This window comes from Rhodococcus sp. IEGM 1381, assembly GCF_030056795.1.
Classification (GTDB): Bacteria; Actinomycetota; Actinomycetes; order Mycobacteriales; family Mycobacteriaceae; genus Rhodococcoides.
On sequence record NZ_JASHKQ010000001.1, the window covers coordinates 1,943,413 to 1,965,379 of the forward strand.

Sequence of the window (21,967 nt, forward strand, 5' to 3'; positions counted from 1 at the left end):
GGGAAATATTCGAATAGTCGACTTCGGGCACCTCTTTGCCGGCGCCGGGTCTAGCGTTCGAGATAGTTCGCAGCGGTCTTCAGACCACGACAGGTTATTGACACTCCCGGTCGTCCTCTCCTCACCAGCGAACTTCGCTCTCTTCTGACCGGAGGACACCCTGTGATTCCTGACACTCTCACCACTGCCCAGTACGACACCATCTACAACATCTTCTCGTTGGTCATTGCGTCGCAGCTCTTTGCAGCGTTGTTCATGATCGCCTGTCTTCCCAGAATTCTGCCCCGGTACAGGCAAGCCATGTGCGTTGCGGCAGTCGTGTGCGGCATCGCCGCGTACCACTACTTCCGAATCTTCAACTCGTTCAACAACTCTTTTCAGACCGACGCTGTCGGCGGACGCGGCAGCTACAGTCAAGTTGTCGGAGAGGGATTCAACGAGGGCTACCGATACGTCGACTGGCTGCTCACCGTGCCGTTGCTTCTCCTCGAGTTGGTCGCTGTACTGGCGCTCGCCCGCAAGCTTCAGGCCAGTCTGCTGCTGCGGCTCATCCCTGCCGCGGCGCTGATGATCGCACTCGGATATCCCGGAGAACTCAGCGGGGACAATGGAATTCGAAACCTCTTCGGAACGCTGTCGTCCATTCCCTTCGTCTACATTCTCTACGTGCTGTTCGTAGAGGTGACGAAGTCCCTCGACAATCAACCGGAACAGGTGCGCAAGTCGATCAGTCAGCTCAGGCTTCTGCTGCTGATCACGTGGGGTGTGTACCCGATTGCATACCTGTTGCCGCAGTTGGGAATCGACGGTGCTGCGGCCTGGACCGGCAAGCAGATCGGTTACTCGATAGCCGATATTCTCGCGAAGGCTCTCTACGGTCTGATCATCTACCGAATTGCGCGGATCAAGTCCTTCGCCGACGATCCGACCTTCGCCGCGAGTGAACTCTCCAAGAGCGAAGCCATGGAGCTGGACCCGAGGCGCGACGAGGATCGACCGATTCCGAGTGGCGCGGCCTGACATCTCGCAGTCAGTAGCGAGCCGACGCCCTGTGCGTCGGCTCGCTCTGTTCGTTGCCTGACGGCGGACGCGTCGTTCGTCCTCCGTCACCGGAGGTCGGGCTCGAGAACCCCTGACCCGCTATGGTGTGCACCACATGCAGCGAGGTGCTTCGCTGCGCGGGAGTTCGGGATCTCGTCATGTCTGCTGTGATGAGGATCGAAGGGGGAGCCAGCTATGTCAGGACGTCACAGCGGTAGTAGTCGCAGATTCGGGCCTATCTCGACTTTGGTGGTCGTCGCCCTCGCAGCAGTGGTTGTCGTGGTCGGCGGTTGGTTCGGCGTCCAGGCCGTCCGCGCATCCGGTGCGGATTCCTGTGATTCCCTCGACACCGTGTCGCTGGCAGTGGACAACTCCATCGCCGAGCCGGTACAGCAGATCGTCTCCCAGGCCGGCGAGGTCGATCGCGGGTGCGTGAACTTCGACATCCGCTCCGAACGTCCCACCGACACCGCGACGGAGATCGCGGGCACCGAGAACCGCCCGGACCTGTGGATCCCGGATTCGACGTTGTGGCTGCTCAAGACCCTCCGCTCGACCGGTGCTCTGCCCGAGTTGGCCAAGACCTCCGTCGCGAACACGTTGCCCGTCCTGGTCTCCACGTCCGATGCCGTGCCGGTTACCGACACCTGGCTCGGTCTGTTGCAACTTCCCGGGCAACGCATCGGAGATCCCCTCACCAGCAGTGCATCGAATGCGGCCATTCTCGGCGCACTTGCCGAATCCGAGGTCGCGATCTCGGACGCCAAGGCCGTGTCCGCAGCTCTGGTACCCATGGCGCAGGATTTCGGTCGGATTGCCGACGCTCCGCACGACACCCCGGATCTCGTGGCCCAGGTGGCCGCCGAGGGTGGGACCAGCGTGGCCACCGAGCAGGCGTTGATCAAGTACGAGGCAGACAACCCGAGTGCGTCGCTCACCGAGTCGGTTCCGCCGACCGGCAGCTACTTCCTCAACTATCCGTTGGCAGTGACCGCTCCGGCCGGGCCCGATTACGACCGCGTCAAGGAAGCCGGAGCGGCATTGGCATCGGTCCTGGCCACCCAGTCGGCCACCGACACGCTCGTCGCGGCCGGCTTCCGAACAGCGAGCGGTACCCCGCTGCCCGACGGCAAGGGAGTCGGATCCGTTGCGTCGCTGGAGATCAAGAACCCCCTGTCCATCGAGACGACACTGAGAGATTGGGCCGTACTCGCACTGCCGCTGCGCACTCTCGTCGTCGAGGACGTATCCGGTTCGATGGCCGCGAAATCGGGTGACTCGACTCGCATCGCGTTGACGGTGGACGCGTCCGTCGGCGCCAACTCGCTCTTCAGCGATCAGACAGAGATGGGGTTGTGGGCGTTTTCCATCGGACTCGGTGGTGGCCAGCAGGACTACCGTGAACTCGTGCCGATGGGCAAGGCCGACGGTACTTTTGACGGCAAATCGCAGCGAGATGCGATCCTCGATTCCATCCGAGGGTTGCCGGCTCTGGTCGGAGGCGGGACCGGGCTCTACGACACCACTCTGGCGGCGTTCCGACGGGTCAAGGAGGGCTACGACCCCAACTACGTCAACAGCGTCATCATCCTCACCGACGGAGCGAACGAGGACAACGGCAGCATTTCCCTCGACCAACTCCTCACCGCCCTGCAGAAGGAGCAGGATCCGGTGCGTCCCATCGTGATCATCACGGTCGGCGTCACCAGTGATGCAGATCCCGTTGCGCTGCAGCAGATTTCGGCGGTCACGGGCGGAACGAGCTACGTGGCCGAGGATCCGCGCGACATCCCCGATGTGTTCGTCAAGGCCCTGAACTCGCGCACCGAACGCTTGGCAGGCGAGTAGTCCAGCCTCACAGGAAGCTGATCGCGATCGCTGCGGCGCAGGCCACCGTCACCACGGCCAGCGTCACCGCGTCCGAGGCCTTGAAGCGAGAGTCGGTGGCGGTGATCATCCCGGTGCCGCCGCGAGCAGTGATGGCGGTACCCATCTCGTCGGCCCGTCGGATGGCCACCGACATGACCGTCGTGACGATGTCGACCAGCGAATTGTCGGAGGCACTGTTGACAACGGGCTTGGGGCGAAGGCGTCGGGCCGCGTTGAGGGTTCGCATCTCTTCGATCAACAGCGGAAGCGATCGCAGGCTCAACGCCACGGCGATCGCCCACTCGTCGACCGGCAGTTTCAGCTTCTTCAGCGGTGCGCCGAGTTTCGATACGGCCGGGGCGACGTCACTCATCGAGGTGGTCCAGCCGATCATCATCGATGCACCGAGCAGCACGAAGACGAAGAGCGTCGCACGCAGGTACACCAGCACTGCTGCGCCGCCGATCGGCAGATTGATCAAGGCTCCGACGCCGAACAATGCCCAGATCCACCACGGTGGACGTGGCAGTGCCGTGATCGGAACATGCGCAATGATCGCCGCGATCACCAACAGCCCGAACACGATTCCGAGCGCAGGCCACGTCGGTGCCACCACGAGAGTGACACTGAGGAGCAGGACGACGACGAGTTTGGTACCGGCCCACAGGCGATGGATCGGCGAGAATCGCGGGACCTGACGCAATACGACGGTGGTCACGAGGGCACACTCCCCAGGATCGAGTCGGAGACGATGTGGCCGTCGGACATCGTGATGGTGCGGCTGCAGACGGTGTCCATGCCGTCCACATCGTGTGAGATGACGACGATCGCGACGCCGCGTTCACGCAGTCCGGCGAGAACACCGATGATGTCGTCGCGGCCGGGTGGATCGAGGCCGGCCAAAGGCTCGTCGAGAACCAGCACGCGAGGCCGACGTGCGATGAGCCCGGCCAGCACGACGCGTCGCATCTGACCACCGCTGAGCGAATCGATCTCGCGAGCAGCCAAAGACCTGTCGAGGCCGACCGCATCCATGGCGGCCGAGACTGTGGCAGAACCTGTTTCGGGCCCGGCTGCCGCGGCGATGTCCTCGGAGACGGTGCGACGCTGCAACTGCAGGCGGGAATGCTGGAACGCCAGTCCGACGTCGCCCACCCGCGTGGTCATGGCCTTGCCGTCGAGCTGCGCGGTGCCCTTCGTCGGGCCGGTGAGTCCGGCCATGATCCAGGCGAGAGTGGACTTACCCGAGCCGTTTCCGCCGAGAACGAGGACCCCTTCACCACGCTTGACGGTGATGTCGATCCCGTTCAGTGCGGTCTGCGCCCAGGGAGTGCGCCGATTGTAGGTGTGCCGAACGTCGGCCACCTCGAGCAGGCGTTGGCTCGAATTATCATGCGATACAGCAGAATTTGCGGTATTCGGTTGCATCCATGCCGAGTCGTGCCGTACCTGATACCCCTCGTGCAGGTGCACGACGCGATCTGCGGCAACAGTTTCCGAGAGATGGTGGGTGACGAGCACGACCGACATGCCATGTCTGCGAGGTAGTTCGGCGAGGAGCGAGACCAGATGCTCGCGGCCGGCAGCGTCGATCATGGCGGTTGCCTCATCGGCAATGAGCAGGGCGGGACGGCGAGCCAGAGCCGCCGCCACGGCCAGGCGCTGCATCTCGCCGCCGGACAGGGATGCGGTGTCGCGGGCACCCATGCCGCCGAGACCCACCTCGTCGAGCAAGGCGTCGACGTCGGGACGGGAGTCGCCGGGCGGCAGTCCCCACACCACGTCGTCGGCGACGCGGGTCCCGAGGATCTGGCTCTCGGGTCGCTGCAGGACCATGGCGGTGCCACCGTACCGGCCGAGACCGGTTGCGCCGGGCCTGTTCACGGTGCCTTCCGACGGTTCCAGGCCGGCGAGGATCCTCGTCAGGGTCGATTTGCCGGAGCCGTTGTGACCGACGATCGTCACGAATTCACCCCGTTCGATGCGCAGAGCGACTCCGGTCAACGCAGCTGTGACGCTTCCCGGGTACCGATATCCGACCGAGGTGAGGGTGACCGGCAGCGGCCCGATCTCCTCGTCGTCGGTGCTCGAGACGAGAGCCTCGGGAGTGGGGATGGTGGAGAGACGGTCCAGGATGGCGGTGAGGATCAGCCAGGCGAACAGCGTTCCGCTGACGATCCCGAACGCGATCGAACCGCCCACCCACCACCACCAGTTGTCGAGCACGGCGGTGGAGCTGCTGCGGAGCACATCGGCGGCACCTTGCAGGGCCGACGTGCGCTCGAGCAACCTGGACACTCCCTCCAGGGTGTTGCGGAGGGTGTCGAGGAACAACGTGCGTAGCGGAACGAGAATGAGGAGCAGCAACACCGTCAAGGCTCCGAGCGCCGGCCCGACGACCATCGAGGTGACCAAGACGCCGAACAGTCCTTGCTTCTTGCGCTTCGCGCGCCCGACCAGGCCGCCCAACAGTGCGGCGCTGGCCACGGTGAGGGCTGTCTGAGTACCGGCAGCGACGAATCCGACGAGGGTGCCTGCTACCGCAGCGGTGACAAGCGCGCGCGTGCGATACCGAAGTGCGACCACCGACATCGGAATGGCCGCGACGACCTGAAGAATCGCTGCCATGGGCACGAGTACACCGATCACCGTCAACGCGACTGTGAAGCTGCTCATGACCGCGGCGGTCGCCAATTCCTGGGGACCGAGGGGCCTTGACTTCGGAGTGCGAGAAGAACTGACGGTCACCGCTCCAGTGTGCCAGCTCGGCTGAGGCACACTGTTTGCGTGACTTCCGAGATCGGGACCCGCAGGCGGATTCATCCGGCGTGGACCGTCGCCGCGGTGGCATTCCTCGCCCTTGTCGGTGCAGCAGGCTTCCGGGCGGCACCGAGCGTGTTGATGGTGCCGTTGCAGGAGGAGTTCGGTTGGCCGCGGTCGATGCTGTCGTTGGCGGTCGGCGTCAATCTTGTGCTCTTCGGCCTGACGGCTCCGTTCGCCGCAGCCCTGATGGATCGCTTCGGGATCCGAGCGGTGACGTCGACGGCGTTGGTCGTCGTGGCAGCGGGCAGTGCTCTGAGCGTGTTCGTGACCCAGGCGTGGCAGTTGGTGCTGACCTGGGGCGTCATGATCGGGCTCGGCACGGGATCGATGGCTCTGGTCTTCGCGGCGGTGGTGACCAACCGGTGGTTCGTGAGTCGCCGTGGCCTCGTGTCGGGCATCCTGACGGCAGGCAGCGCGACGGGGCAGCTGATCTTCCTGCCGCTGATCGCGCAACTCGTCGACAAGTCCGGTTGGCGCGCGGCCTCGTTCCTCATCGCGGGTGGCTCGCTGATCGTGGTCCCGTTCGTCCTGCGCTGGCTGCGAAACATGCCGGCGGACATAGGCGTGACGCCGTACGGCGCGCCTGCGGATTACCTCCCGCCTGCGCCAGTCTCTGGCGTGAATCCTGCGCGGGCAGCAGTGCAGGCGTTGCGTGATGCGAGCCGCGTCCGTACGTTCTGGGCTCTGGTGCTGGGCTTCGCGATCTGTGGCGCAACGACGAACGGGCTCATCGGAACTCACTTCATCCCGTCCGCACACGACCACGGAATGCACGAAACCACCGCAGCGGGACTGCTGGCGGTGGTGGGAATCTTCGACATCGTCGGGACTATCGGATCGGGGTGGCTCACCGATCGCGTCGACCCGCGCTACCTACTGGCTGCGTACTACGGATTTCGTGGAGTGTCGCTGCTGTTCCTGCCGTGGTTGCTGTCCGCGACCATCCAGCCGTCGATCGTCATCTTCGTGGTGATCTACGGGTTGGATTGGGTGGCAACGGTTCCGCCCACGATTGCGCTGTGTCGAGAGGTCTTCGGTAATCGAGGTTCGCTGGTGTTCGGCTGGGTGTTCGCCTCACACCAGATCGGTGCCGGTATCGCATCGGTCGTCGCAGGCGTCGTACGGGACGCAACCGGCGCGTACACCATGGCGTGGTTCGGCGCGGCCGGCCTCTGTGCGGTGGCTGCGGTGGTGAGCATCAGAACAGGAAAGCGCGGAAAGCCCTCGTAAAAAGGGCTTTCCGCGCTCAGGCCGAGATCAGCGGCTGCGCTGGCTCGTGGCCGGTCCTGCTGCACGACGGCTGTGGCCGCCGCCACCGCTACGCGGCTGTCCGCCGGAACGCGGCTGACCACCACTGCGCGGCTGACCACCCGAGCGGGCCGGGCCGCCGCGTCGGGCGTTGTTGTTGCGCGGGGCTCCGGTGCGGGCCGGGGCCTGCTCGACTCGCGGTGCAGGCTCGACGTAGCGGGCCTGCTCGCCGACGAGGTTCGCCACGGCAGGCGAGTCGGCGGTGACGCGGATCGGGGTGACCTTGATGTCGGCCTTGCGCAGCAGCACTGCAGTGTCCTTGCGCTGCTCGGGCAGAACGACGGTCACGACGTCGCCGGCGCTTCCGGCGCGCGCCGTGCGGCCGGAGCGGTGCAGGTACGCCTTGTGCTCGGCCGGGGGATCGACGTGGACGACCAACTGAACGTCGTCGACGTGGACGCCGCGGGCTGCGACGTCGGTGGCGACGAGAACGCGGGCCTGGCCGGAGGAGAAGGCTGCGAGGTTGCGGTCGCGTGCGGCCTGCGAGAGGTTGCCGTGCAGGTCGACGGACGGGATTCCGGCGTCGGTGAGCTGCTTGGCCAGCTTGCGGGCCTGGTGCTTGGTGCGCATGAACAGGATGCGTCGTCCGGTGCCCGAGGCGAGCTGATGGACGAGCTTCTTCTTGGCTTCGACGCCGTCGACCTCGAAGACGCTGTGTGTCATGGCCTCGACGTGTGAGGTGGCCTCGTCGACTGAGTGCGTGATCTGGTTGTGCAGGAAGCGCTTGACCAGCTTGTCGACGCCGTTGTCCAGGGTCGCCGAGAACAGCATGCGCTGGCCCTTGTCCGGGGTGGCGGCGAGGATGCGGGTGACGACGGGCAGGAAGCCCAGATCGGCCATGTGGTCGGCCTCGTCGAGGACGGTGATCTGAACGCCGTCGAGCGTGAGGTGGCGCTGCTTCATCAGGTCTTCGAGGCGACCGGGGCAGGCGACGACGATGTCTACTCCGCCCTTGAGTGCGGAGACCTGGCGAACCTGCGACACACCACCGAAGATCGTGGTGACCTTCAGCGAGTATGCGGAGGCGAGCGGCTCGATCGCGACGGCGATCTGGGTGGCGAGCTCACGCGTCGGCGCGAGAATCAGGCCACGCGGGCGGCCGGGCTTGCGGTTGCCGGCAAGCTGGCCTGCGAGGCGAGCGACCATCGGGATGGCGAATGCGAGTGTTTTACCGCTGCCGGTCTTTCCGCGTCCGAGTACGTCGCGTCCCTGCAGCGTGTCGGGGAGTGTGTCGGCCTGGATTGGGAATGCCTCGGTCTTGCCCTGGCTCGCGAGTACATCCGCGATGGCCTGGGGTACGCCGAGTGCAGCAAAAGTTTGTGGGGTCGTCATAGTGATGAAAAGTGCCTTTCGGGCAGGGTGTTGCACCTGCGGGCCTTGGGCCGAGATGCAAGGTGGCGAGACTGCCGGTGGGCAGTTTCGATCGCCGTAAGAGAAGCCTGTGCAGGGTGCACATGGAGGTTCGGGAGCATTCCACGACGTCTGACGTGCAGTTACGCGCGTCGTCACCGAGTGTAACCGAGTTGTGGCTCGGTCTCTTCCCGCAGCGACCTGTCATGCGGCATCGTCGTCGAAGAGACCGGTGATCATCACGTTCTCGATCCGCGAGTTGTAGAGCTCGACCACCGGCATCGGCGGCGCACTCGAGTCATAGGTGTGCCCCGTGGGTGAGATGAGCCTGTAGCGATGTCGCGCATTGCGTTTGTCTCGCAGCGCTTCGGCCGTCCACCCTTCCCCTTCTTTCGCGTAATTGCATGCGGCACAAAGGCCTGCGCCGTTCTCGGCGCTGGTTTTGCCACCTGCGGAGTATGGCCTGATGTGATCGTGGTGTCGGATCGGCGCGTCACACCACGGGGTGCGGCAGGTGCGATCTCGGAGATCGATGAGGCGTCCCAGCGCGGTGGGAAAAGCCCGCGATACGGACTCCACAGCCGTCAGTGCTTCGGATTTCGGATGGGCATAGAGGCGTCGCAATGCGACGTGTGTCTCACTGTCGAGTGCGTCTCGGATGAGTTGCCGGGCGACGTCGGACGGAATGTCGCCGTAGCCGTGCAGATATGCGGACGTGTCACCACCGGCAAGGAGGGTCGAGTCCGAGATCACGATGTCGACGGTCACCGGCGGACCTTGAGCCGCCGATGCGCCGGTGATCCTCTCGAACACCAGGTCGGCCATGATCTGGTCGCGGGTGCGTGTGTCGCCGCCGCCGGAATTGATGATGGTGTCGGCATCGCGCCGCAGCGTGGCCCACATACAGACTGTCTTCTCCATCGACGTCAATGCAGTGAAGAAGCCCATCGATTCGGGTGCCGGGCGGGTGCTGGTGCGACGTGCTGCGTAGGCCTTGGCGCGTCTCTTGACCTGGGAGGCGGCGTCGAGCTCGTTGGCGAGTGCGCGGGCGCGACCCTCGACGGTGCGGTCGCCTGCACCGGCCAGGGTGGCGGGGTCTGCACACAGTCGTTCGTCTATGGTGCGGCGATCGTCGACGGTGAGGCACGCGGTCTCGCGAGCGAGGATCATGACGCGCCATTCGTTCAGTTCGCCGGCTCTCAGGCGCGCGAGAGTGTGCGGCATTTCGTGCACCAGGGCACGAGCGAGTCCCAGATGAGTGCCCCCGCGGTTCGGTGATTCGCGTCGGGCCAGACCGATCTGCGACGCAATCCCACTGCGCCACTGAGCTTTCGGCTTGCCGAGTTCTTTGCGCTCGGCGCTGATGGCTGTTGCGACGGCATCGGTCACCACGGCTTGCGTTGCCACGCTGACGCACTTGACCGTCTCGAGAGCGGAGATCAAATCGATCCCGGCTGCTGCGTCGACATCGAAATCGGACGACTGAAGACGCGCGACGAAGCGCAGCACTTCATCTGATGTGAGTGGCGAATCTGGTACAGCTGTGACCACGAGTTCCTCCCCAGCACTCGAATGCATGTTCGATAGTACGGGCGTTTTTGTGGGTTCGCAACAGGTATACGAAACTGCGGGAGGGGTCGCGGAATCTGCTCTGTGGTGCCCTCGGCAGGATTCGAACCTGCGACCTACCCTTTAGGAGAGGGTTGCTCTATCCCCTGAGCTACGAAGGCTGGCAACTGTTCTGTTGGTCGTAAACTGCTGCACAGCAACACTTTTCGATCCTTGGAACAATCGGTTGCGGGTGGGTTCGCTGTCGAGATGCTCAGCTGGCCCACATCGCGCTCGCTAGTCTAGCGGCCCACCGTGTCGATCGTGAAGCAGGCTGCCGCTGCTCGTCACTTTCCCGGTCAGTGACGAGATCAGGTTCAGGGCGGTGCGGTGCTGGTGAGCGGTGTAGTCGGCGACCATTCGATGCCGACGAAACACTGGATATCGCGGGCGATCACTCCTCCACAAACGCGCCCGCATTCGCGACACGCGAGCGCATTCGTCAGACGCGCGCAGGCTCGTCACACTATTGCGCTCGCACCTGACAGACGCGCGCGCATTTGCGAATTCCGGAGGCCCCGCCCGCCACCTAATCCGCCGCAATGGCGTCGACGATGTTCAGTCGAGAGGCGTGTACGGCAGGTGGAGCGGAACCCAGCAGTGACAGCCCGAGGGCTACGAGTCCGTACAGCAGCACCGACCAGCTCGCGGTGTAGGCGACCGGAATTCCGATGCTGGCTCCCAGGATCAGCGTGCTCAGGTATTGCAGACCCGCACCGATGATCAGGCCGAGCACACCGCCCACGATGCCGACCGACAGTGCCTCCGCCAACACCATTCGGGCAAGAGTTCCCCGTCCACCGCCCATGGCCCGTAGTACGCCGAGTTCACGTCGACGCTCCAGGACCGACAGCGTCAATGTGTTGAGCAACGCGACCGCAGCCACGAGCGCGACGATCCATTGCAACGCGATGGCCAATGCGCCGGACTGTCTGATGGCAGCGCTTGTGCCCTCGAGTGCGGCATCTCCGGTGTAGACAAAGGCCTCGGGCGGCAATGTCGAACGCAACGAATCCTGAACGGCGGCAACGTCTCCGTCGACGCTGATCTCGAGATAGGTCGCGCCGGGTCGGTCGTACCAGCGCTGCATCGAGTCCAACGAGATCGCCATCGTGCCGCCCGCGGCATTGATGTAGTCCACCAGATCCAGCACCCGCACGTTCTGCACGCCGGTCGGCGTCGGGAGGTCGATGTAGTCGCCCACCGAGACACCCAACGTTCTGCCGAACCCCTGGGACAGCACCACACCGTCACCGGCGAGCACCTGGGAACGCACGTCGTCGGTGAGCGACGCGAGTGTCACCGCATTGCTGCCATCGGCGACGCCCTGGATGGACACCAGTTCGTCGTCGATCGTGGCGTAGGCCCACTGCCCCTCGACGATGCGAGACACACCGGGAGTCGATGCGACGGTTTCTTCCACCTCGTTAGGAACGATGGGGCCCGACGGTATGGCGTCGGGTGAAGTCATCGACACGTACAGGTCGGTGTCCGCCAACGAAGACAGCGATTCGGCCGCCGAGTCGGTCATGTTGGTCAAGGAACCCGACACTCCAACACTGACTCCCACCGCAATCACGATCGTCATCACCGTTGCCCAGATCCGTCGCGGCGCCCGTTCGATGGTGGCGGTGGCCAGTCGGCCGGCACCACCCCAGCGGCGAGGGACTGCGGCCGTGGCCGACACGATCGGTCCTGTCCCCCCGACGCACAGCGCGACGACCCCGAACATGAACAACGCACCGGCACCGAGGGTCAGTTGTCCGTCGACGTTGACGGCGAACACGAACGATCCGGCGATAGCGACGAGGCCGAACGCAGAGGCAGCAGCAACAAATCGGCGACGCGGTCCGGCTGCCGTTTCCCCGCCGCCGACGGCGAGTGCCTCGATCGGCGAGATGCGATACACCTGTACCGCAGCGACGGCCGAGGCACCGACACAGGCGAGTACGCACGCCGCGATCGCCACGGGAATCGCAAAACCGGGCAACACGTACTCGATTCGTGCGTCGAATGCCTGCGACAGGAACGGTGGAAGGCTCTCGATGGCAATGCGGCCCATCGCGATTCCCAGGGGAACACCGACGGCACCGCCGACCAGTCCGACGAGAACGGACTCGAACAGCAAGTCGCGGACGATATCCGCGCGGCGTCCCCCGACGGCTCGAAGAAGCGAGATGGTGGGTCGACGCTTCGCGATGGCCATGTTCATGACGTTGAAGACGAGGAAGGCCGCGACGACGAACGCGATGAGCGAGACCATCAGCGTGGCATTGCGCGTCAAGCTCATCGCCTGGTTCGCGCGCTCGGCCCGGAAGTCCGGATTCATCACCGACACTCGGCCGGAGACCGCGGCGTCGAGGTCGGAACGCAGACTGTCGCCGCTGCCGAGGACGAAGATCGAGTCGAGCTCACCAGGGCGGTCGGTCAGCGCCTGCGCAGCGGGAAGGAGCGCGACTGCGAACATGCCCCCACCGATGCGCTGTGTACCCGGGCCGTCGACCACGCCGACCACCGCCGTCGGAACGTCGTCGATGGTGACGGTGTCACCCTGTTTCAGACCCGTTGCGGCACCGACCAGTACACCGGAAGGATCAGTCAACAGCCCTGCCGCATTGCCGACCGCGCCCTGCAGATCCGACTGCAGTGCCGTGATGGACGCGTCGACACCGAGAACCGTCAGATCACCGATATCGGACCGAACGGTGCTGCGCAGCAGGGGAACCGCGGTGTCGACGCCGGGAACGGTGCGCACCACGTCGAGTTCGCTCTGGTCGAAGCCCGAGTCGGTGACGCCGACGACTTCGTAACTCGCGTTGCCTGCGATCGTCACCGCGAGACGTTCGACCGATCCGGTCAACGACCCGTACGTGCCGAGCACGGCGATGAGCAACCCGGCTGCAACCGCGACGACTCCGGCCGAGACGAGCGAACGCACCCAGTGCATGCGGAGGTCGCGAAGGCTGATGACTCGAAATCTGCTGAGCGCGGTCCCGATCACCGATCGAGACCGGCCGTCGGTGTGTCGGTCTCGACGCGGCCGTCGATCATGCTGACGATGCGATCGGTGGAGCGCGCCGCCTCGAGATCGTGGGTTGCCATCACCACTGCTCGCCGCCCCTCGCTGGCGTGTGCCACGTCGGCCAGTATTTCGAGGATGTTGTGGGAGGTCTTCGAGTCGAGATTGCCGGTGGGTTCGTCGGCGATCAACAGTGCCGGGTTCATCATCAATGCTCGGGCGATCGCGATGCGTTGGATCTGGCCGCCGGACAGCTGCGCCGGCCGGTGCTCGGATCGTTGCGAGAGACCCACCATCTCGAGCAGTCGCATCGCGTCGGCCTTGGCCTTCTTGATGGGTGTGCCGTCCAGCAACTTGGGGACAGCGACGTTCTCCCACGCCGACATCGTCGGCAACAGATTGAAGAACTGAAAGACGAAGCCCACCTGATGACGTCGGAAATCGGATTGTGCGTTGTCGTCGAGGGTCGTGACCTCGACGTCGTTGAACCGGATGGAACCCGACGTGGGGGTGTCGAGAGCGCCGAGCATGTGCAGCAGCGTCGACTTGCCGGCACCGGATGGTGCGACGAGCGAGACGAACTGGCCGCCCTCGATCGTGAGATCGATGCCGTCCAACGCCCGTACCGGTTGCTCCCCGGTGGGGTACTCCTTGACCACCCCGGACAACTCCAGCATCAACTTCGCCACGGACGAATCCCCTTGCTTCTCGAATGTATCTTCGACGCTACCTGCCGTCGGATCGAGAAACCGGTCGGAACTGTCAGATCAGGCTGCGCCGCGTGAGGATTCGAGTCGACGGGCCACCAGTGCCGCCTGCAGGTGTCGAATTCCGGACGGACGCGTGGGGTCGAAGCCGGTGAGCTGTGCGATCCGCTTGAGGCGGTAGTCCACGGTGTTGGTGTGCAGATGGAGCTGGCGAGCAGACCGCTGCCGGTTCAGATCGTGCGAGATGTGGATCTCGAGGGTCTCGAGCAGCTCGGGTGACGAATCGAGCGGCTCGAGGATCTGAGTCAGGTGGCGTCGGCCGGGGCCCGGACGCGTCAGCTGGTACTCCAGCACGAGGTCGTCCATGCGGTACAGGCCGGACGGGCGGTGCAGTTGATGGGCCAGGGACAGCAGTTCGTGGACCTGATCGGCTGCGGTGGGGATGTCCGCGGTGGCGGCCTGCTCGGCTGTGACGGTGACGGGCACCTCCGCGGCGGTACCGATACGATGCACCAGGGCTTCGACCCACTCGTCGTCGTGGACACCGGGAATCAGGACGGTGCCACCCTCGGTGCTCAGCAGGGACAGGGGAGTACGGCCGCAGATCGTGGCCAGTTCGGCCTGCACGCGACGCAGCTTTCTGCGAGCGGCAACCGTCTTTTGGATGTTGGGGTCGTTCTCGTCCGGGTGCGGCGGCACCGAGATGGCGAGCACGAGGTAACTGTCGGCGAGTTCGATGCCGGACTGACGTGCCATCGACACCGCGTTGTGGCCGCTGAGAAGTGAGGTGACCAGAGTGTGCGCTGCAGTGTGGTGTTCGCTGGCCACTGCTTGCAGTTCTTCGACGTAGCTCTTGCTGGCGGCGATGGATACCTTCTCCGACAGCAGCACGAACATGCGCGCGGCCTCGATCAGCTGTGCTGCGTCGCCCTCGCCCGCCCGCTTCGACACCAGGTTCCAACCGATCTGGATGCCCTCGTGGTAGACGCTGAGCACGGATTCGAGCGGAACTCCTTCGCGAGCCCACTGACTGGCCTTGGCGCGGAGCTCGGCCAGGTCGGACTCGGCCGGAGCGCGGCGTTCGTCGAGCATCTGCACGGCGATGCTGATGCACTTGACGGTGAATTCGGTGACGTCGCCGTGGAGCTGCTCACCCGGCAACGACCCGCAGGGTGTGTTGGCTGCGAAATGCCCTACCAGGAGCCGTGCCACCGCGCGGAAGTCGCGAAGAGGAGCCGACGCAGGCTGACCCGCGACCATAATTCCGAGGCTAGTCGAGTTGTGAACGGTCACAGATCAACCCTTCGTGTTGGTTCTTCAGGTCATTCGGACTGCAAACTTACTCACGCGTATCAACGCGCTTCCACGGCTCAATCTATGCAATCGAGCGTAAAACCGCGGTGTTTTCGTACTTCAAGTTTGTTTCCTGGCCTCTAACAGGATCGATCATAGGTTGTTAACTACGTGTGATCCATGGTTTCGGCAAAACTCGTTGTGATCTATCTCGAGGGAGTGGCGTGGTCGGCTGCGACTTGCACTAAACAATCGCGAAGCCGTTCACGGCGTGTGCAGCGCACATCTACCTTGATCTCGCTGGGAGTGGGCGACGAAAGGACGAGCATGCACAGTGATATCGGTCAGTTCACTGTTCTCCGGGAATTGCGCCCGACCATCGAGGAGAATCTCGCCCGTCACCGCGCCGAGTCCGTTCAGTGGGAACCGGCCGACTTCGTCCGCGCCGAGATGTACTGGGGATCGCGTCCCTCGACGCTGACCGAAACTGCGAAAGCCGCGTTGGTGACCAATCTTCTCGTCGAGCAGAACATTCCGCTCTACCGGCGGGATGCGGTGGCAACCGAGATCGGTGCCTGGCCGTCCTGGCTCACGGACTGGAGCAACGAACGTCGTCGGCATGCGGCGGCTGTCACCGATTACCTGGTCGCCACCCGTAGCGTCGATCCGGTCGCCCTCGGACGAGCTCGAGCGCAATGTATGACGGTGGGATTCGACTCCCCGATGAACGGCGCACACCTGCTCCGGTCACTGGTTCAGGTGGCCCTGGACGAGTCGGTCTCGAGCATCAGTCATCGCAACACCGCGGACCAGTGCCATGATCCGGTAGCGGATCGTCTCCTCGGACGCATCATCGCGGATCAGGAACTGCACGTCCGATTCTTCGCGGACCTGGTTTCGGCTGCGCTCGCCGTGGCACCAGGCCTTACGGTCACCGCCATCACCGAGGTCGTCATGAACTTCCAGCTGCCGGGTACCAACCTGCCGGGTTTCGCCCGCAGTGCGATGCTCATTGCGCGCGATGGCATCTACGACCTCGGCCGCCACCTCGACGAGGTGCTGCGACCCATGTTGGCCCAGTGGCGCATCTTCGAGCGGACCGATCTCGGTGCCGGAGCGCGCAGTCGCGATCAACTGGCGGACTATCTGGACCACCTCGATGCCCAGGCCGCCACCACCGAGCGCAGCGCCATGCGAACCCAGGAGTACGCAAACGCATTGCGCGCCAGCTGACACCACCTACCTCGGCGGGGTCCATCGGCTAACCTGAACTCCTGCTCTTCTTCACGCTCCACACCTCGTATTCGGGGCAACGACCGGAGGCCCCCATCGTGACAGGCTCTCGACCGATCATCGTCGGTATAGACGGATCCGCCGCGGCGGACAAGGCAGTGATCTGGGCCGCCCTCTGCGCGTACCGACGCGATCGGCGGTTGCACATCGTCACAGCCGTCGACATGCCGGGAGTTGTCGACCTGAGCGAATTTGCTGGAGAAGCAACGGAATTCGTTGCGACAGCCAAGTCCAGGTTGGTCGCGGCAGAGACTCTGGCCGCTCTGGTCGTCGACGATCCCGCGTTCGAGGTGACGTCGAGTGCCATCGAGGGGGGCGTCATGGACGTTCTCATCGGCGTCTCGGCGCAGGCCGAGATTCTGGTGATCGGTGCGAGTGAATCCGGCGCTGTCACATTGTCTTTGGCGGCGCACACCGTCTCGCCGGTGGCAGTGGTGCGGGGCCGTGACATCGACGGTCGCCCGGTAGCCGAGGGCCCGGTCGTCGTCGGCATCGATGGATCGGACGTCAACCAGGCTGCCGTCGAGTGGGCGTTCGCCGAAGCGTCGGCTCGTGCGGCCGTGTTGATCGCGGTACACGTGTGGTCAGATGTGGATCTGACGCAATCGTTCGGCCGCGCGCCCAAGGATTGGCACGCCATTGCCGAGGGTGAAGAGGCGCTGCTGGCCGAGAGTCTCGCCGGCTGGCAGGAGCGGTTTCCCGAGGTGGAGGTGCAGCGCATCGTGGCTCAGGACCGACCGGTACGAGTTCTCAGTGGCCTGTCCGAAACCGCGGCATTGGTTGTGGTGGGCAACCGGGGACGCGGCGGATTCGGTGGAATGCTGCTGGGGTCCACGAGTTTCGCACTCGTCAACACTGCGGACTGCCCGGTGCTGGTAGTGAGGAAAGCGCTCACATAGCGACGGTCAGCAGAAAGCTCACGTCTTCGAGGGCCTCGACGCTGTGGCGGGCGTCGGGGATGACGAGCAAGTCGCCGGTCGAGCCCTTCCAGGATCGCTCGCCGCTGATCAGTTCGAGCTTTCCACTCAGGACCAGGACCGTGGATTCGCCGGACAGGTCGTGTTCGGCCAACTTGTTACCGGCGGCCAGAGCCACGACGGTCTGCCTCAAGTGGCGTCGATGACCGCCGTACACCGTCTGCGAACTGCGGCCACTCGACGCGCCGACGGCAAGCTTGAGTTGTTGGCGGGCAAGTGCGGTGAGTGACTTCTTGTCCATGATCGTCAGTATGACGCACGGCCTGCGGTCGCGACGGGGGAATCCTGAACGCGCTCAGGAAGGTTGGGTAGCCTTTCCGTACTCCACCCAGCGGAACCGAGTTCCGTTCACACGGCTGCTCTGCCACTCGCCCGCCTTCGCGGTCCAGCCGGCCGGAATTTCAGGAGCGCCGGTGTCGCCGTGGACGTCGAGATCGACCTCGGTGACTTCGAGGTGGGTCGCGATACTCATTGCACTGCGATAGATTTCGCCGCCGCCGATGATCCAGACCGGGTCGTCACCCACCCGGGCCACGGCGTCGGCGACACTCGATGCGCTCTCGGCACCGTCTTCGGACCACGAGGAATTGCGGGTGACCACGATGTTGCGACGCCCAGGCAACGGACGGAACTTCGCGGGCAGTGAATCCCAGGTCTTGCGGCCCATGATGACCGAGTGTTCGGCCGTCGTGGCTTTGAAGTGCGCCATGTCCTCGGGAATCCGCCAGGGGATGCCACCCTCATCACCGATGGTTCCGGCCCGGCTCTGAGCCCAGATCAGACCGACGAATCGCTCGGCACTCACACCGCGACCGGGGCCTTGATTGCCGGGTGATGCCGGTAGTCCACTATCTCGATGTCCTCGAAGGTGTAGTCGAAGATCGAATCCCGTTGTGCCAGTTTCAGAGTGGGGTACGGATATGCCTCACGGGAGAGCTGCTCGGCAACCTGCTCGCGGTGGTTGTCGTAGATGTGGCAATCGCCGCCGGTCCACACGAACTCGCCCACTTCGAGCCCGGTCTGCGCCGCCACCATGTGCGTGAGCAGTGCGTAGCTGGCGATGTTGAACGGCACGCCGAGGAACATGTCCGCGCTGCGCTGGTACAGCTGGCACGAGAGCTTGCCGTCGGCCACGTAGAACTGGAAGAACGCATGGCAGGGCGGCAGTGCCATCCGCGGGATCTCGCCGACGTTCCAGGCCGAGACGATCATCCGACGCGAATCCGGATTCGTCTTCAGAGTCTCGATGACCTGGCTGATCTGGTCGATGTGCTCGCCGGACGGGGTGGGCCACGATCGCCACTGAACTCCGTAGACCGGGCCGAGTTCACCGTCCGGAGCTGCCCACTCGTCCCAGATGCTCACGCCGCGCTCCTGTAGCCACGTGGCGTTGGAATCGCCCCGCAGGAACCACAGCAACTCGTACACGATCGACTTGAGATGGACCTTCTTGGTGGTGATCAACGGGAAACCCGCTGCCAGATCGAAGCGCATCTGATGCCCGAACACGCTGGTGGTGCCCGTGCCAGTCCGGTCGGACTTCGCAGTCCCGGTGCCTTGGATGTGGCGCAGCAGATCTTCGTACGGAGTCGGAACCATCACGACGGTCATGGTAGCTGCATACTGGACACATGCCGGAATTACCCGAGGTGGAAGCCCTTGCCGGCTTTCTGCGCGAGCACGCCGTCGGTGCCGTGATCGGACGCATCGACATCGCAGCGCTCAGTGTTCTCAAGACGTTCGATCCGCCGCTCACCGAGCTGCAGGGCAAGGACGTCACCGATGCCGCCCGTTTCGGCAAGCACCTGGCACTGCGAGCCGGTGACCTGTGGTTGATCACGCACCTCTCGCGCGGCGGGTGGCTGCGGTGGGTGGACAATCCCAGCGCCGCGCCGCCCAAGCCCGGCAAGGGCCCGTTGGCCCTGCGCATCCATTTCTTCACCCCCGAAGGAGCGACGCCCGCCATCGACCTGACCGAAGCCGGTACCAAAAAGCGGTTGGCGGTCTGGGTGGTCCGTGATCCTGCGCAGGTCGCGAGCATCGCGCGGCTCGGACCCGATGCGCTGACGGTCACCGAGCTCGAGTTCGCCGAGATTCTCGGAAGCACCACTGCGCGACTGAAGACCTCATTGGTGGACCAGTCCTTGTTGGCCGGCATCGGCAACGCCTACTCGGATGAGATATTGCACGTCGCGAAGCTCTCGCCGTTCGCGTCGTCGAGCAAGCTCGATCCCGAATCCGTCGCGGCGCTCTACGCGGCGATGCGCTCGGTGCTGTCCGACGCGGTGGCGCGCTCGGCCGGGCAGGACGCGGCGCGGCTGAAGGGGGAGAAGCGATCGGGCATGCGGGTGCATTCCAGGACCGGACTGCCGTGCCCGGTGTGCGGCGACCCGGTACGCGAAGTCGCGTACGTCGATCGATCGTTTCAGTACTGCGCCACGTGCCAGACGGCCGGCAAGATTCTCGCCGACCGCCGCATGTCGCGTCTGCTCAAGTAACGGGTTCGAGTTTCTGGCTGTCGTAGCCGCGGTAGCCTTCCCACGCCTTGCGCCGGTCGCTGCGCGGATCCTTCTGTACCCGGGTGCGGGTGTCGAAGATCAAAGTCTTGCGGTCGGTCTCGTCGTACTCCGGCCACGTGTCCAGCGGCTTTCCGTTGGTGGCGAACGCAATCCACTGCGACTGCACGTGCTCGGTGACGTCGGAAAAGGCCTTTCGCCCGCCGGCGAGCGTGAGCGCCTTGCCGAACAGCGTTTCGCTGATGCCGAACACGGCGAACAACTCGAACCCGTGGGTGGCGTCGAGGCCCAGTACCTTCATCGACCGCGGCGCGAAGTCGAACCGGTAGAAGTACGTCGATGCGTAACGCGAATGTCCCTCGGCCACTTCCAGTGACGGCTTCCAGAAGGTGAAATCCCCACCGAAGTCGATGGCGGCGCGTTCGTTCGGGTAGCCCCGGTAGCCTGAAGTAACCACGGCTTCGGCGTCGGGGTCGGTGAGCGAGAACAGCTTGGTGATGCGCTCGGGGTTGGTGGGTAGTGCGTCGAGGAACTTCGGAAACAGTGTTCCTTCACGGGCATTGGTGCCGATGATGAGTGGGACGCGGTGTGCGGTGCCGTTCGCATAGGCCTCGACCGGGCTTACCGGCAGAAAGTCGCCGTCGATCACCGGGCCGAACGGGAGCAGGCCCGGAGTGCGGTGCAATGTGGTGAGGCCGAGCTTGGTGCCGGCCCGTCCGAGCCGCAGTACCTCGGCGTTCTCCAGGGTCTCGGCAGCGTTCTCGGCGGTGCCGCCGAGATAGCCCACGTACTCGCGCGCCCACTGATCGGCGCGCTCCTTGGTGGCGGTCATGCCGGGTGCCGAACTCTCGGAAATAGCCTGGGCGAACAGACCTTTCGCGGAGGGGACGGTCATCAGCGTGGTGACGGCGTTTCCACCGGCCGACTCGCCGAAGACGGTGACGTTGTTCGGATCGCCGCCGAACTCGGCGATATTGCGCTGTACCCATTCCAGGGCCGCAACTTGATCCCGTAAACCGAGGTTGGAGTCGAACGGCCGTTCGGGAGTGGAGAACTGGGACATGTCGAGGTAGCCCAATGCGCCGAGTCGGTAGTTGACCGAGACGTAGATGATGCCGTCGCCGTCCTTCAGCGAGCGGCGCACCAGCGAGCCGCCGCCGTACAGGGGCGTGGCCGACGTGCCCAGGGTGTACGCGCCGCCATGGATGAACACCATGACCGGACGCGGGTTCGCGCTCGGTGCACTGGGAGAGAGCACATTGAGCGTCAGGCAGTCCTCGCTGGACGGCTGGTACTTGCCGATCGCCAACATCGTGCCGCGCTTGTGCTGGATCGAGGCGTTGCCCCACTCGGTGGCGTCGCGCACGCCCTCCCACGGCTGAGTGGGTTGCGGCGCTCGAAATCGAAGCGGGCCGACGGGCGGAGCGGCATAGGGAATGCCTCGCCAGGTGGTGAGGTCACCGACGGGCTTGCCCTCGATGATGCCGTCGGAGGTGGTCACGCGTGTCGTCACAGCCATGTCGCGAGTGTACTGATCGGTCCTTACTCTCGGGTAAGAACCGGCGGGGTTCGGCACCGGGCAGACTCGAATGCATGTCTTTCGAATATCGCGCCGAGATCGTGCAGCTGCTGCGAGCACCGACGCACGCGTACTTCGGGAGGTCCAAGGACGGCCCGGCCGAGGTACCGACCGATCTGCCGTCCAGTGTCGAGATCGTGGCCCACAAGGGCATCCGCGGTGATCGCTTCTTCGGCGTGAAGGCACACACGGAAGCTGCGGTGAGCCTCCTGGCCGTCGAGGCCTGGGAAGCGGTGGGGGTCGTGCTCGGTGTCGAGGTGCCCGATCCGGCCGTGGCCAGGCGCAACGTCGTGGTTCGCGGGCTCGAACTGGACCCGCTGCGAGGGGTGGAGTTTCAGCTGAACTCCGGCGACGGCTGGATCACGTTCCGCGGCGGCCGGCCGGCTCACCCGTGCGCCTGGATGGACCGCATGGTGGCCGACGGTGCGCGCAAGGCGCTTATCGGTCGCGGCGGGCTTCGTATCGAACCGCTGTCCGACGGCACTTTGCGGGTCGGGGAGTTGGCGGTGCGCTCCCCGGTCGAGCTGGATGCGGCACGTGCAGCGCTGTCGGTCATGCGTGCCCAGCCGATCTGACCTCATCGT

Annotated in this window: 18 protein-coding genes and 1 tRNA gene; 7 read left to right on the plus strand and 12 right to left on the minus strand. The window is 64.6% G+C overall.

The window, feature by feature from the left end:
• Positions 1–162 precede the first annotated feature (162 nt).
• Both QM797_RS09180 and QM797_RS09185 read left to right on the plus strand, forming a co-directional pair.
• Positions 163–1,020: a bacteriorhodopsin-like gene (locus QM797_RS09180; protein WP_283275036.1), complete on the plus strand. Its 858-nt coding sequence runs from the start codon at positions 163–165 to the stop codon at positions 1,018–1,020.
• A 216-nt stretch (positions 1,021–1,236) separates the two neighbouring features.
• Positions 1,237–2,889: a VWA domain-containing protein gene (locus QM797_RS09185; protein WP_283275037.1), complete on the plus strand. Its 1,653-nt coding sequence runs from the start codon at positions 1,237–1,239 to the stop codon at positions 2,887–2,889.
• A gap of 7 nt (positions 2,890–2,896) precedes the next feature.
• Here the strand turns inward: QM797_RS09185 and QM797_RS09190 are convergent, their stop codons facing one another.
• Both QM797_RS09190 and QM797_RS09195 read right to left on the minus strand, forming a co-directional pair.
• Positions 2,897–3,628, minus strand: a complete 732-nt coding sequence (locus QM797_RS09190) for an energy-coupling factor transporter transmembrane component T family protein (RefSeq protein WP_283275038.1) — start codon at positions 3,626–3,628, stop codon at positions 2,897–2,899.
• A complete protein-coding gene (locus QM797_RS09195) occupies positions 3,625–5,658 on the minus strand; it encodes an ABC transporter ATP-binding protein (RefSeq protein WP_283275039.1) in 2,034 nt (677 codons plus the stop codon). Before QM797_RS09195 ends, QM797_RS09190 begins: the two co-directional genes overlap by 4 nt.
• Before the next feature lie 39 nt (positions 5,659–5,697).
• Between QM797_RS09195 and QM797_RS09200 the strand changes: the two genes are divergently transcribed.
• Entirely contained in the window at positions 5,698–6,963 is a 1,266-nt protein-coding gene (locus QM797_RS09200) for an MFS transporter (protein ID WP_283275040.1), read from the plus strand.
• Positions 6,964–6,990: 27 nt separating this feature from the next.
• Here QM797_RS09200 and QM797_RS09205 read toward each other — a convergent pair whose 3' ends face one another.
• From QM797_RS09205 to QM797_RS09230, 6 genes are all read right to left on the minus strand, one after another.
• Entirely contained in the window at positions 6,991–8,373 is a 1,383-nt protein-coding gene (locus QM797_RS09205) for a DEAD/DEAH box helicase (RefSeq protein WP_283275041.1), read from the minus strand.
• A 222-nt stretch (positions 8,374–8,595) separates the two neighbouring features.
• Positions 8,596–9,942 carry an HNH endonuclease gene (locus QM797_RS09210; RefSeq protein ID WP_283275043.1) on the minus strand — a complete coding sequence of 449 codons (1,347 nt, stop codon included), beginning with the start codon at positions 9,940–9,942 and terminating at the stop codon, positions 8,596–8,598.
• 103 nt (positions 9,943–10,045) lie between these two features.
• Positions 10,046–10,121: transfer RNA gene (locus tag QM797_RS09215), tRNA-Arg, on the minus strand.
• Positions 10,122–10,528: 407 nt separating this feature from the next.
• Entirely contained in the window at positions 10,529–12,946 is a 2,418-nt protein-coding gene (locus QM797_RS09220) for an ABC transporter permease (RefSeq protein ID WP_283275045.1), read from the minus strand.
• Positions 12,947–12,996: 50 nt separating this feature from the next.
• Entirely contained in the window at positions 12,997–13,698 is a 702-nt protein-coding gene (locus QM797_RS09225; protein ID WP_057479335.1) for an ABC transporter ATP-binding protein, read from the minus strand.
• An 87-nt stretch (positions 13,699–13,785) separates the two neighbouring features.
• Positions 13,786–14,985: a PucR family transcriptional regulator gene (locus QM797_RS09230; protein ID WP_230592574.1), complete on the minus strand. Its 1,200-nt coding sequence runs from the start codon at positions 14,983–14,985 to the stop codon at positions 13,786–13,788.
• A 360-nt stretch (positions 14,986–15,345) separates the two neighbouring features.
• On the opposite strand from QM797_RS09230, the gene QM797_RS09235 reads away from it, so the two are divergent.
• Both QM797_RS09235 and QM797_RS09240 read left to right on the plus strand, forming a co-directional pair.
• Entirely contained in the window at positions 15,346–16,251 is a 906-nt protein-coding gene (locus QM797_RS09235) for an acyl-ACP desaturase (RefSeq protein ID WP_283275047.1), read from the plus strand.
• Between the two features lie 98 nt (positions 16,252–16,349).
• Complete coding sequence (locus tag QM797_RS09240) at positions 16,350–17,210, plus strand: universal stress protein (protein WP_283275048.1); 861 nt, start codon at positions 16,350–16,352, stop codon at positions 17,208–17,210.
• Here QM797_RS09240 and QM797_RS09245 read toward each other — a convergent pair.
• From QM797_RS09245 to QM797_RS09255, 3 genes are read right to left on the minus strand one after another with little or no spacing between them, the layout of a single operon-like run.
• Positions 17,203–17,529 (minus strand): cupin domain-containing protein, encoded by a 327-nt coding sequence (locus tag QM797_RS09245; protein WP_032395790.1) that lies wholly within the window; start codon positions 17,527–17,529, stop codon positions 17,203–17,205. The two genes, QM797_RS09240 and QM797_RS09245, sit on opposite strands and share 8 nt — an antisense overlap.
• A 54-nt stretch (positions 17,530–17,583) precedes the next feature.
• Positions 17,584–18,093: a dihydrofolate reductase gene (locus QM797_RS09250; protein WP_283275049.1), complete on the minus strand. Its 510-nt coding sequence runs from the start codon at positions 18,091–18,093 to the stop codon at positions 17,584–17,586.
• Positions 18,090–18,890 carry a thymidylate synthase gene (locus QM797_RS09255; protein ID WP_283275333.1) on the minus strand — a complete coding sequence of 267 codons (801 nt, stop codon included), beginning with the start codon at positions 18,888–18,890 and terminating at the stop codon, positions 18,090–18,092. Before QM797_RS09255 ends, QM797_RS09250 begins: the two co-directional genes overlap by 4 nt.
• A gap of 29 nt (positions 18,891–18,919) precedes the next feature.
• On the opposite strand from QM797_RS09255, the gene QM797_RS09260 reads away from it, so the two are divergent.
• Complete coding sequence (locus tag QM797_RS09260; protein ID WP_283275050.1) at positions 18,920–19,786, plus strand: DNA-formamidopyrimidine glycosylase family protein; 867 nt, start codon at positions 18,920–18,922, stop codon at positions 19,784–19,786.
• Here the strand turns inward: QM797_RS09260 and QM797_RS09265 are convergent.
• Positions 19,779–21,323 carry a carboxylesterase/lipase family protein gene (locus tag QM797_RS09265; protein WP_283275051.1) on the minus strand — a complete coding sequence of 515 codons (1,545 nt, stop codon included), beginning with the start codon at positions 21,321–21,323 and terminating at the stop codon, positions 19,779–19,781. The two genes, QM797_RS09260 and QM797_RS09265, sit on opposite strands and share 8 nt — an antisense overlap.
• Positions 21,324–21,397: 74 nt before the next feature.
• On the opposite strand from QM797_RS09265, the gene QM797_RS09270 reads away from it, so the two are divergent.
• Positions 21,398–21,958 carry a molybdenum cofactor biosysynthesis protein gene (locus tag QM797_RS09270; RefSeq protein ID WP_283275052.1) on the plus strand — a complete coding sequence of 187 codons (561 nt, stop codon included), beginning with the start codon at positions 21,398–21,400 and terminating at the stop codon, positions 21,956–21,958.
• Positions 21,959–21,967 lie beyond the last annotated feature (9 nt).

Coding starts and splice junctions, on each gene's coding strand:
- QM797_RS09185 (WP_283275037.1), top strand. CDS start 1,237: ATGTCAGGACGTCACAGCGGTAGTAGTCGCAGATTCGGGCCTATCTCG.
- QM797_RS09205 (WP_283275041.1), bottom strand. CDS start 8,373: ATGACGACCCCACAAACTTTTGCTGCACTCGGCGTACCCCAGGCCATC.
- QM797_RS09220 (WP_283275045.1), bottom strand. CDS start 12,946: ATGCACTGGGTGCGTTCGCTCGTCTCGGCCGGAGTCGTCGCGGTTGCA.
- QM797_RS09230 (WP_230592574.1), bottom strand. CDS start 14,985: ATGGTCGCGGGTCAGCCTGCGTCGGCTCCTCTTCGCGACTTCCGCGCG.
- QM797_RS09235 (WP_283275047.1), top strand. CDS start 15,346: ATGCACAGTGATATCGGTCAGTTCACTGTTCTCCGGGAATTGCGCCCG.
- QM797_RS09245 (WP_032395790.1), bottom strand. CDS start 17,529: ATGGACAAGAAGTCACTCACCGCACTTGCCCGCCAACAACTCAAGCTT.
- QM797_RS09260 (WP_283275050.1), top strand. CDS start 18,920: ATGCCGGAATTACCCGAGGTGGAAGCCCTTGCCGGCTTTCTGCGCGAG.
- QM797_RS09265 (WP_283275051.1), bottom strand. CDS start 21,323: ATGGCTGTGACGACACGCGTGACCACCTCCGACGGCATCATCGAGGGC.
- QM797_RS09270 (WP_283275052.1), top strand. CDS start 21,398: ATGTCTTTCGAATATCGCGCCGAGATCGTGCAGCTGCTGCGAGCACCG.